Origin of the sequence: Brevundimonas sp. UBA2503, from assembly GCF_002341485.1 — a bacterium.
In the GTDB taxonomy this organism is placed as follows: Bacteria; Pseudomonadota; Alphaproteobacteria; order Caulobacterales; family Caulobacteraceae; genus Brevundimonas; species Brevundimonas halotolerans.
On record NZ_DDOD01000001.1, the window covers coordinates 31500 to 42733 of the forward strand.

At 66.3% G+C, this 11234-nt stretch carries 8 protein-coding genes; 4 read left to right on the plus strand and 4 right to left on the minus strand.

Going from position 1 to position 11234, the window contains the following annotated elements:
* A partial coding sequence (locus B4K74_RS00155) for a DNA-directed RNA polymerase subunit beta' (protein WP_286691243.1) occupies positions 1 to 3108 on the plus strand: 3108 nt, incomplete at its 5' end.
* A 57-nt stretch (positions 3109 to 3165) separates the two neighbouring features.
* Here B4K74_RS00155 and B4K74_RS00160 read toward each other — a convergent pair.
* The 4 genes from B4K74_RS00160 to B4K74_RS00175 form a co-directional block, all read right to left on the minus strand.
* Positions 3166 to 3957 carry a hypothetical protein gene (locus tag B4K74_RS00160; RefSeq protein ID WP_286691244.1) on the minus strand — a complete coding sequence of 264 codons (792 nt, stop codon included), beginning with the start codon at positions 3955 to 3957 and terminating at the stop codon, positions 3166 to 3168.
* Between the two features lie 69 nt (positions 3958 to 4026).
* A complete protein-coding gene (locus B4K74_RS00165) occupies positions 4027 to 5307 on the minus strand; it encodes an ABC transporter permease (protein WP_286691245.1) in 1281 nt (426 codons plus the stop codon).
* Complete coding sequence (locus B4K74_RS00170) at positions 5297 to 5977, minus strand: ABC transporter ATP-binding protein (protein WP_286691246.1); 681 nt, start codon at positions 5975 to 5977, stop codon at positions 5297 to 5299. The genes B4K74_RS00165 and B4K74_RS00170 overlap by 11 nt, the downstream gene beginning before the upstream one ends.
* A 9-nt stretch (positions 5978 to 5986) precedes the next feature.
* A complete protein-coding gene (locus tag B4K74_RS00175; protein WP_286691247.1) occupies positions 5987 to 7558 on the minus strand; it encodes an efflux RND transporter periplasmic adaptor subunit in 1572 nt (523 codons plus the stop codon).
* Positions 7559 to 7983: 425 nt separating this feature from the next.
* On the opposite strand from B4K74_RS00175, the gene rpsL reads away from it, so the two are divergent.
* The 3 genes from rpsL (at position 7984) to fusA (ending at position 11121) form a co-directional block, all read left to right on the plus strand.
* Entirely contained in the window at positions 7984 to 8355 is a 372-nt protein-coding gene (rpsL, locus tag B4K74_RS00180; protein ID WP_209120136.1) for a 30S ribosomal protein S12, read from the plus strand.
* 65 nt (positions 8356 to 8420) lie between these two features.
* Positions 8421 to 8894, plus strand: a complete 474-nt coding sequence (gene rpsG / locus B4K74_RS00185; protein ID WP_123286926.1) for a 30S ribosomal protein S7 — start codon at positions 8421 to 8423, stop codon at positions 8892 to 8894.
* Positions 8895 to 9042: 148 nt separating this feature from the next.
* Positions 9043 to 11121 (plus strand): elongation factor G, encoded by a 2079-nt coding sequence (gene fusA / locus B4K74_RS00190; RefSeq protein WP_286691248.1) that lies wholly within the window; start codon positions 9043 to 9045, stop codon positions 11119 to 11121.
* Positions 11122 to 11234: the final 113 nt, after the last annotated feature.

Sequence of the window (11234 nt, forward strand, 5' to 3'; positions counted from 1 at the left end):
AAGCTGCACGAGTGCGGCCTGCCCAAGAAGATGGCGCTCGAGCTGTTCAAGCCGTTCATCTATGCGCGCCTGGACGCCAAGGGCCTGTCGGGCACCGTCAAACAGTCCAAGCGCATGGTCGAGCGCGAACAGCCCCAGGTCTGGGACATCCTCGAAGAGGTGATCCGCGAGCACCCGGTTCTGCTGAACCGCGCGCCGACGCTTCACCGTCTGGGCATCCAGGCGTTCGAGCCCAAGCTGATCGAGGGCAAGGCCATCCAGCTGCACCCGCTGGTCTGCGCCGCCTTCAACGCTGACTTCGACGGCGACCAGATGGCCGTGCACGTCCCGCTGAGCCTCGAGGCGCAGCTGGAAGCGCGCGTCCTGATGATGTCGACCAACAACATCCTGTCGCCGGCCAACGGCAAGCCGATCATCGTGCCGTCGCAGGACATCGTGCTGGGGCTCTACTACCTGTCGCTGGTCAAGGACGGTGAGCCGGGTGAGGGCAAGCTGTTCGCCAACATCGGCGAGATCGATGCCGCGCTCGACGCCGGTGTGGTCAGCCTGCACACCCGCATCAAGGCCCGCTGGACCGAGATGAATGCCGAGGGCGAACTGATCACCAAGGTGATCGATTCCACCCCGGGCCGCATGAAGCTGGGCGCCATCCTGCCCAAGAATCCGAACGTCGGTTACCGGCTGCTGGAAAAGAACCTGACCAAGAAGGAAATCGGCAATCTGATCGACGTGGTCTATCGCCACTGCGGCCAGAAGGCGACGGTGATCTTCGCCGACCAGATGATGGGCCTGGGCTTCCGCGAGGCGGCCAAGGCGGGCATCTCCTTCGGCAAGGACGACATCGTCATCCCGACCAAGAAGGTCGGCATCGTCGATGAGACCCGCACCCAGGTCGAGGAATACGAACAGCAGTACGCTGACGGCCTGATCACCAAGGGCGAGAAGTACAACAAGGTCGTTGACGCCTGGGCCAAGTCCACGGACCGGATCGCCGACGCCATGATGGCCGAGATCGCCCAGCCGCGCGTGCTGGCCGAGGGCGAACGCCCCGACATCAACTCGGTGTTCATGATGGCCAACTCCGGCGCCCGCGGTTCGCAGGCCCAGATGAAGCAGCTGGGCGGGATGCGCGGCCTGATGGCCAAGCCGTCCGGCGAGATCATCGAGACACCGATCGTGTCGAATTTCAAGGAAGGCCTGACCGTCCTTGAATACTTCAACTCGACCCACGGCGCCCGTAAGGGTCTGGCCGATACCGCGCTGAAGACCGCCAACTCGGGTTATCTGACCCGCCGTCTGGTGGACGTGGCGCAGGACTCGATCGTCACCGAGGAAGACTGTGGCTCGACCCGGGGTATCACCCTGCGGGCCGTGGTCGAGGGCGGTGATGTGCTGGTCTCGCTGGGTCAGCGCGTGCTGGGCCGTTACGCGGCCGAGGACATCAAGGAGCCGGGTTCTGACACCGTGCTGCTGCCCGCCGACACCTATCTCCAGGAAGAAGAAGTCGAGATCCTGGACGCGGCCGGTGTGCAGGCGGTCAAGGTCCGTTCGGCCCTGACCTGTGAAGCCGAAGCCGGCATCTGTGGCCACTGCTATGGCCGTGACCTGGCGCGCGGGACCAACGTCAACATCGGCGAAGCGGTCGGTGTTATCGCCGCCCAGTCGATCGGCGAGCCGGGCACCCAGCTGACGATGCGGACCTTCCACATCGGCGGTACCGCCCAGGTGGCCGAGACCTCCTTCATGGAGGCGACCAACGCCGGGGCGATCAAGATCACCGGCCCGACCGTCAAGGCGGCGCACGGCGATCTGGTGGCCATGAGCCGCAACGTCGTCGTCACCGTGGTCGTCGACGGCAAGGACCGCGAGACGCACAAGGCCCCCTATGGCGCCCGTATCCGGGTGACCGAGGGCACGGAAGTCACGCGCGGCCAGCGTCTGGCCGAGTGGGACCCCTACACCACGCCGATCCTGACCGAAGTGGGTGGCACCATCCGCTTCGAGGATCTGGTCGAGTCCCTGTCGTTCCGCGAGGAAACTGACGAGGCGACCGGTATCGCCCAGCGCGTCGTGGTCGACTGGCGTGCCAATCCGCGCGGGTCCGACCTGCGTCCGGCTATGGGCATCACCAGCGGCGATGAATATGCCAAGCTGGCCTCGGGCTCTGACGCCCGTTATCTGCTGCCGGTCGGCGCGGTTCTGTCCGTGTCGAACGGGGATGTGGTCAAGCCGGGCGAGATCATCGCCCGCGTCCCGACCGAAGGTGCCAAGACGCGCGACATCACCGGCGGTCTGCCGCGGGTGGCCGAGCTGTTCGAAGCCCGTCGTCCCAAGGACTGCGCCGTCATCGCCGAAATGGATGGCCGCGTGGAATTCGGGCGCGACTACAAGAACAAGCGCCGCATCAAGATCACCCCGGAAGTGGATGCCGACGGCAACCAGGCCGAGGCGGTCGAGTTCCTGATCCCGAAGGGCAAGCACATCTCTGTCCACGACGGCGATCTGATCCAGAAGGGCGACTACATCATCGACGGCAACCCGGATCCGCACGATCTGCTGCGCATCCAGGGCGTCGAGGCGCTGGCCGAGTATCTGGTGAACGAAGTGCAGGAGGTTTACCGACTGCAGGGCGTGCCGATCAACGACAAGCACATCGAGGTGATCGTTCGTCAGATGCTGCAGAAGGTCGAAATCCTGGATTCGGGTGAAACCACCCTGATCAAGGGCGACCACGTCGACATCCCCGAGGTCGAGGTCGAGAACGCCAAGGTCATCAAGCGCAAGGGCCGTCCGGCGATCACCCAGCCGGTCCTGCTGGGCATCACCAAGGCGTCGCTGCAGACCCGCAGCTTCATCTCGGCGGCGTCCTTCCAGGAAACCACTCGCGTGCTGACCGACGCCTCGGTCAACGGCAAGGTCGACAACCTCGAAGGCCTGAAGGAAAACGTCATCGTGGGCCGCCTGATCCCGGCGGGCACCGGTGCCTATCTGCGCGCGCTGCAGAAGGTCGCCAACGAGCGTGACGCGGTCCTGACCGATGCCCGCGAGGCGGCGGTCGAGGCTCTGCCGGCCGACTTGGCCGCCGAGCTGGAAGAGACCGACGGTTGAGTTCAGCCTGAGCAATGAAATGAAACGGGGCGGTGTCGAAAGGCACCGCCCTTTTTCCTACTCCTCGGGCTCGCGACGCCGGTCGCCCAGCCCCTGATCCAGCTGGTCATTGCTGTCCTGACGGAAGCCGGGGTCGAGGTGGGCGCCCGGGCAGCCCATGCCGAAATTCGACCCGGGACAGTCGCCGACGCCCGTAACGCCGGTGCCGCCCGCCAGCGGCCTGCGGCGGGCTTCGTAGGCTTCCATCTCGCGGCGGCCCTCGGCGGCGAAGCGGGCGTCGCGGGCGGCGTTGCCGCTGCCCGAGATGGGCCGGGCGCGGGCCGCACCTTCGTTGAAGGCCTCATCGCAAAGCGCTTGCTCAGCAGCGGGCATGCGACCGTTGCGGGCATTGCAGCCCAGTGTGCTGGTCCTCAGGCTGCGGGCCACACGGGCGCGCTCGTCGGCGGGGCGGGCCAGCCATCTGGGGTCGATCAGGTCGGAACCGGGCGCCCCGGGCGCTGCAGACCGAGCATCGGCTTGCACGGCCTCGTCATCCTCGTCTTCAGGACGGGTCAGCAGATCGCGGGGCAGGGGTACACGGTCCGAGGGCACCGCGTCGGCCGAGGATGACGCAGGCGCGACCCGGGGGATGCGGGGTGTCTCGCCCTCCAGCAGCGGGCGCGGCTCGATCTCGAGATAGATCGGCGGATTGTAAGGCCGGGCAGGGACGGGCGGATCGAAGGTGTTCAGGGCCAAGAGGCTCAGGACCACAGCGTGGGCCAGAACCGATCCGGTCACCACCAGCGGGTTGCGGATCCGGGGTCTGGCCACCGCCGCCGTGATCGCCTTCAGCCGTTCGGATGGGTTCACGAGTCGCAGCCTCCCCGGTTGGGGGAGACAAGCGGCCAACCGTGGCCGGGTTGGGGCCGAAATGAGGGCCTATTCGCGGCGAAGCGCCTCAATCGGGTCCAGCTGGGCCGCGCGCCAGGCGGGATAGGCCCCGAACACCACGCCGACAAAGGTCGAAAAGCCGATGGCGAGCGGCGCGGCCCAGGCGGGAATGGCCGCCGGCCAGTCTCCGAATTTCGACATCAGCAGCGCCCCGCCGACGCCCAGCACCAGGCCGAGCAGGCCGCCAAGCAACGACAGGGCCACCGATTCGAGCGCGAACTGGGTCAGCACATCGCTGCGCCGCGCGCCGATGGCCATGCGCAGGCCGATCTCGCGCGTCCGCTCGGTCACCGACACCAGCATGATGTTCATGATCCCGACCCCGCCGACCAGCAGCGACACCCCGGCCACTGCGGCCAGCAGGATGGTGAAGGTGGCCGTCGAGGACTGCGCCGCCTCCTGAATGGACGTCAGGTTCTGCACATTGAAGTCGTCGTCCTGACCCGGGCGGATCCGGTGCCGGTCACGCAGCAGCTCGGCCACGTCCTGCTCCAGCCGATAAAGGGCGTCTTCATCGACCGCCTTCACATAGATCTGGTTGACGCTGTTCCCGCGCGAGCCTGAACCCCGCCCGATCACGCGACTGCGCGCGGCATCCAGCGGGATCACGACAATGTCGTCCTGATCCTGAAAGCCGGACTGGCCCTTGGCCCCCAGCACGCCCACGACCGTGAAGGGGATGGGGCCAATTCGCATGCGCTGACCCACGGGATCGACGCCTTCGCCGAACAGTTCGCGCACAACCGTCTGGCCCAGGACGGCGACCTTGCGACCACTGTCGGCGGCGGCCTGATCGAACATCTGGCCCGAGACGATTTCGAGGTCGCGCGCGATCAGATAGTCGGGGGTCACCCCCTCGATCCGGCTGGCCCAGTTGGCGCCGTCATAGACCAGTTGCGCCCCGCCGTTCACGGCCGGCGATACCGCCCTGACGCCTTCGAGGGCCCGCATGGCTTCGGCATCGTCAATGGTCAGACTGTCACCCGAGCCTCCGCCGCCACGCACAAACCCGCCACCCGCCCCGCGCGGCGCGCCCGGCCGGATGACCAGCATATTGGTGCCGAGGCTGGAGAGCGCCTCCTCGACCCGCTGCTGGGCGCCCAGACCGATCGAGGTCATCATGATGACGGCCGCGACGCCGATGACGACCCCCAGCGACGTCAGGGCCGAACGCAACGGGTGGGCGGCAATCGCCCCCACGGCAAAGCGCACCAGTTCAAACGGGCTCATCGTGCCGCCGGCGGTCAGGGGAGGGCGGTTATCCGACATTGCGGTCGTCCGATACGATATGGCCGTCGCGGAAGGCGATCCGTCTACGGGCGCGGGCCGCGACCTCATTGTCGTGGGTGACGATGCACAGCGTCAGCCCCTGACTGTTCAACTCGTCGAACAGGGCCAGCACCTCCTGACCGGTGGCGGTGTCCAGCGCGCCGGTCGGCTCATCGGCCAGCAGCAGGTCGGGGGCGTTGGCCAGCGCCCGGGCAATGGCCACCCGCTGTTGCTGTCCGCCGGACATCTGCGTCGGCTTGTTGCCCAGACGATCGGCCAGACCGACCCGCTCCAGCAGGGCCACGGCGCGATCCCGACGCTCGGCCGCCGGGATGCCGGCATAGATCATCGGCAGTTCGACATTCTGCACGGCGGTCAGGCGGGGCAGCAACTGGAATGACTGGAAGACGAAGCCGATCCGCCGGTTACGGAAACTGGCCAGTTCGTCGTCGTCATAGTCGGCCACGGGGTCGTCCTCGAACCGGTAGTCGCCCGCCGTCGGGCGATCCAGCCCGCCCAGCACATTCATCAGGGTCGACTTGCCCGAACCGGACGGTCCGACGATGGCCACATGCTCGCCGCGCCCGATGGTCAGCGACACGCCGCCGAGTGCGTGGATGACATTGTCGCCCATGACATAGGTCTTGGTCAGCTTCCGGATATCGATCATCGGTCGGTCCTAGAAGCCACGCGGGCCACCGCCGGTGACGCGGGCGGCCTGTTGCTGGGCGCGGGCATCGGGCGCACGCGGGCCGCCGCCGGTGATGACCTGATCGCCGGCCTTGAGCTCCCCATCGATGATCTCGGTATAGGAGCCGTCGGTCGCCCCGGTCCGGACGGGCACGCGCACCGGCTTGCCGTCGCGCAGCACCCAGACCACGCCCCGGTTGCCACCGCCAGCGAGGCGCAGGCGCTGGGTCTCCATGATCGCCTGCTGGTCGGGGCGCAGCAGCGGTTTGATCTCGTCGAGGGCGGCATTCAGGATCGCCGCCGAGGCAGGATTGCCGCCCCGCTGTCGCTGGCCGCTGCCAGCGCCCCGCTGGGCCCGCATGTCCTGCTGGGCCTTTTCAAGGATCGGCATGACGGTGGTCCGCTGGGTGGCGTCCAGCTTCAGTTCCTCGACCAGGGTGGTGACGATATTGCCGCGCCCGGCGCCGCGCTGGCGATTGCCACCTCCCGCAGCCGGCCCGAAGGGCGATCCCCCACCCCCGGCCTGACGCGCCTGCTGCTCGGCCAGCACATCGCCGGGAGTAAACCGCAGGGCCGCATTGGGCACGCGCAACACATTGCGCTTCTCTTCCAGAATGATGTCGGCATTGGCCGTCATGCCGGGCAGCAGCCGCTCGCCCGGATTGTCCGCCTCGACCACGACCGTATAGGCGACGACGCTGGATTGCGTGGTCGGCAGCACCCGGATCTGGGTGACCTGTCCGGTGAAATTGTCGTCGGCAAAGGCATCGACGGTGAAGCGCACTGGCTGGCCGACCCGGACCGCGCCGATATCCGCCTCGTCAACGGTCACCAGCGCCTGCACCCGCGACATGTCCTGGGCCAGGGTGAACAGGACGGCGACGTTCAGTCCCGAGGCGACCGTCTGGCCCGGCTCGATCTGGCGGTCGATGACGATGCCGTCGATCGGGGCGGTGATGGTGGTCCGGCCCAGGGTCGCCTGATTGGCGCGCAGCTGCGCCTGTTGCTGACGCACCTGGGCGCGGGCGCTCTGCTCATTGGCGCGGGCAGTCCGCAGCGAAGCCTCGGCCGTGTCCAGCGCGGCCTGGGCGATGATCTGCCGATCAAACAGGAATTTCTGGCGGTCATACTCGGCCTGGGCCAGGGCGACCTGGGCCTCAGCCTGGGCGATCCCGGCCTGGGCCGAGGCGATGGCGGCCTGCGACTGTTCGACCGACGACTGCTGGTTCTGCGGGTCCAGCCGCGCCAGCACCTGACCCCGCCGCACCCGGTCATTGTAGTCGACCAGCACGTCGGTCACCTGACCGGAAATCTGCGAGCCGACCTCGACCGTCACCAGAGCCTCCAGCGTGCCCGAGGCCGAGACGCTGCGCACGATCTCACCGGTGCGCACCTCTTCGGTACGGTAGGGATCGGCATCGCTGCCGCCGCGCAGGAAGAAGAACCAGACCGCCACGGCAGCCAGCAGGACGCCGACACCGCCGATGATCCAGCCGCGGCGGTTCCGCCTGCGCGGACGGGGTTTGGACGGGGCCGGGCCGGTCGATAGGGTCGAGGTCATGCGGATCGGATCTCATCGGTCAGTGGGCGCCTGCCGGGGAGCAGGGACGTGAAGGCTTAACGCCGTGATCCGGCGTTTCCGTCGCAAACTCAGCACGAAACCCGCAGAACCGCAGATGAAGGTGGCCCGCCCCGGCTCTGCCCTGCCGCAACCCTTGACCCCGGCCCCTCCCGCGCGTAGAAGGCGCCACCTTCGAGACGGGCCCCGGTCCGGACCGGACGTGACAATCGAGATTGAACGGGCTGTGCCCGCCGGAACGTCCATAGCGCACGTTCCGGCTTTTGCGTTTGTCGTGACCGGGTGGCCCAGCCGCCTCGAACCCAAACCCGGGACGCCTTCAGGGGCGCTCCAAAAAGAAGGCCATGAGGGGCGCACCGGCCGACAGGCACACGCTCCCGCGATTTGAAAAAGAGAGACGCGTTCGAATGCCCACGATCAACCAGCTGATCCGCAAGCCCCGTCAGCCCAAGGTGGCCCGCAACAAGGTCCCCGCCCTGAAGGGTTGCCCCCAGCGCCGCGGCGTCTGCACCCGCGTGTACACCACCACCCCGAAGAAGCCGAACTCGGCTCTGCGTAAGGTCGCCAAGGTGCGCCTGACCTCGGGTATCGAGGCGGTGTGCTACATCCCCGGCGAAGGCCACAATCTGCAGGAGCACTCGGTGGTGCTGATCCGCGGCGGCCGCGTGAAGGACTTGCCCGGCGTTCGCTATCACATCCTGCGCGGCGTGCTCGACACGCAAGGCGTCAAGGACCGCAAGCAGCGCCGTTCGCACTACGGCGCCAAGCGTCCGAAGTAAGCCTTCGCGCCCTCCGATACATGCCCGGCTGAGGCCGGCCCCCAGACAACCAAGAAGAGCAAGCCATGTCCCGTCGTCACCGCGCCCAGAAGCGTGAAGTTCTGCCGGATCCCAAATTCGGGGATCTGATCGTCACCAAGTTCATGAACTACGTCATGTACGAGGGCAAAAAGGCCGTCGCCGAAAACATCGTCTACGGCGCGTTCGACATCCTGGCCGACAAGAAGAAGGACATGGAGCCGGTCGCGACCTTCCATTCCGCGCTCGACAACGTCGCTCCGGCCGTCGAAGTCCGCTCGCGTCGCGTCGGTGGTGCCACCTATCAGGTGCCGGTCGAGGTTCGCCCCGAGCGCCGTCGCGCCCTGGCCATCCGCTGGCTGGTCAACGCCGCCCGCAAGCGCGGTGAAAACACCATGACGGAAAAGCTGGCCGCCGAGCTGCTGGACGCCGCCAACAACCGCGGTACCGCCGTCAAGAAGCGCGAAGACACCCACAAGATGGCTGAAGCCAACCGCGCTTTCAGCCACTATCGCTGGTAGGCGCCTTCAAAGCGTCACCTGCACTGACTATCTGAGGGTTCACGGCGCGGGCGGTTTCAGCTAAATCGCCCGCGCCGCTTATCCGCACAGACCGACTTTCCCGAGGGCGCTGAACGCGTCCTGATCTCACTTCAAGGCACGTTTTCCCATGGCCCGCATCAACAAGATCGAGGACTACCGCAACTTCGGCATCATGGCCCACATCGACGCGGGCAAGACGACGACGACCGAGCGGATCCTGTTTTACACCGGCAAGAACCACAAGATCGGCGAAGTGCACGACGGTGCGGCGACCATGGACTGGATGGACCAGGAGATGGAGCGCGGCATCACCATCACCTCGGCCGCCACGACCGCCTTCTGGCGCGATAAGCGCCTGAACATCATCGACACCCCCGGTCACGTGGACTTCACCATTGAAGTCGAGCGCTCGCTGCGGGTGCTGGACGGTGCCGTGACCGTGCTGGACGGCAACGCCGGCGTTGAGCCGCAGACCGAAACCGTCTGGCGCCAGGCCGACAAGTACCGCGTGCCGCGCATCGTCTTCGTCAACAAGATGGACAAGATCGGCGCCGACTTCGACAAGTCGGTCGAGTCGATCCGCGACCGTCTGGGCGCCAAGGCCGTGCCGATCCAGTTCCCGATCGGTTCGGAATCGAACCTGACCGGCCTGGTCGATCTGGTCCGCATGAAGGCCGTGATCTGGGATAACGACAATCTCGGCGCCAGCTTCCGCGACGAGGAGATTCCCGCCGATCTGGTCGACAAGGCCAATGAGGCCCGCCAGTACCTGATCGACAACGCCGTCGAGCTGGATGACGAGGCGATGGAAGCCTATCTCGAGGGCAATGAGCCGTCGGAAGAGACCATCAAGAAATGCATCCGCAAGGCGGTTCTGACCGGCGCCTTCTATCCGATCCTGTGCGGCTCGGCCTTCAAGAACAAGGGGGTGCAAACGCTGCTGGACGCCGTCGTCGACTATCTGCCGTCGCCGGTCGACATCCCGCCGACCCCCGGCATCGACTTCAAGACCGAAGAGCCGATCACGCGTCGCGCCTCGGACGATGAGCCCCTGTCGGTTCTGGCGTTCAAGATCATGGACGACCCGTTCGTCGGCTCGCTGACCTTCTGCCGCATCTATTCCGGCAAGATGGAAACGGGCATGGGTCTGCTGAACTCGACCCGCGACAAGAAGGAGCGCGTCGGCCGCATGCTGCTGATGCACTCGAACAACCGCGAGGACATCAAGGAAGCCTATGCCGGCGACATCGTCGCCCTGGCCGGCCTCAAGGACACCCGCACGGGCGACACCCTGTGCGACCCGATGAAGTCCCCGGTGATCCTCGAGAAGATGGAGTTCCCGGCGCCGGTGATCGAGATCGCCGTCGAACCCAAGTCCAAGGCCGACCAGGAGAAGCTGGGCGTCGCCCTGGCCAAGCTGGCTTCGGAAGATCCGTCCTTCACCGTCTCGACCGACCACGAGTCGGGCCAGACCATCCTGAAGGGCATGGGCGAGCTGCACCTGGACATCAAGATCGACATCCTGAAGCGCACTTATAAGGTCGAGGCCAACATCGGCGCGCCGCAGGTGGCCTATCGTGAATCCATCAGCCGCAAGGCCGAGATCGACTACACCCACAAGAAGCAGACCGGCGGTACGGGCCAGTTCGCCCGCATCAAGCTGGTGTTCGAACCCGGCGAGCCCGGCTCGGACTTCGTCTTCGAGTCGACCATCGTCGGCGGTGCCGTGCCCAAGGAATACATCCCGGGCGTCGAGAAGGGCCTGAAGTCCGCCAAGGATAATGGTCTGCTGGCCGGCTTCCCGGTCATCGACGTCAAGGCGACCCTGGTCGACGGCGCCTACCACGACGTTGACTCCTCGGTGCTGGCCTTTGAAATCGCGGCCCGTGCCGCCTTCAAGGAACTGCGCGAGAAGGGCGGACCCAAGCTGCTGGAGCCGATCATGGCCGTCGAGGTGGTGACCCCCGAGGAATACCTGGGCTCGGTCATCGGCGACCTGAACGGTCGTCGCGGCATGATCCAGGGTCAGGACATGCGCGGCAACGCCACCGTCGTGAACGCCTTCGTGCCGCTGGCCAACATGTTCGGCTATGTGAACACCCTGCGGGGCATGTCACAGGGCCGCGCCCAGTTCACCATGCAGTACGACCACTATGAGCCGGTGCCGCAACACGTCGCCGACGAAGTGATCAAGAAGTACGCCTAAACCCCAACCCCTGCTTTCGGCGGACCCCGGTCCGCCGGGGGCCCTGAAACCCCAAGGACGAGCCCCCTGTTCAGGGGACGGAGAGAAGAGAATGGCCAAGGAAAAGTTTGAAC

Coding starts and splice junctions, on each gene's coding strand:
- fusA (WP_286691248.1), top strand. CDS start 9,043: ATGGCCCGCATCAACAAGATCGAGGACTACCGCAACTTCGGCATCATG.
- B4K74_RS00170 (WP_286691246.1), bottom strand. CDS start 5,977: ATGATCGATATCCGGAAGCTGACCAAGACCTATGTCATGGGCGACAAT.
- B4K74_RS00165 (WP_286691245.1), bottom strand. CDS start 5,307: ATGTCGGATAACCGCCCTCCCCTGACCGCCGGCGGCACGATGAGCCCG.
- rpsG (WP_123286926.1), top strand. CDS start 8,421: ATGTCCCGTCGTCACCGCGCCCAGAAGCGTGAAGTTCTGCCGGATCCC.
- rpsL (WP_209120136.1), top strand. CDS start 7,984: ATGCCCACGATCAACCAGCTGATCCGCAAGCCCCGTCAGCCCAAGGTG.
- B4K74_RS00175 (WP_286691247.1), bottom strand. CDS start 7,558: ATGACCTCGACCCTATCGACCGGCCCGGCCCCGTCCAAACCCCGTCCG.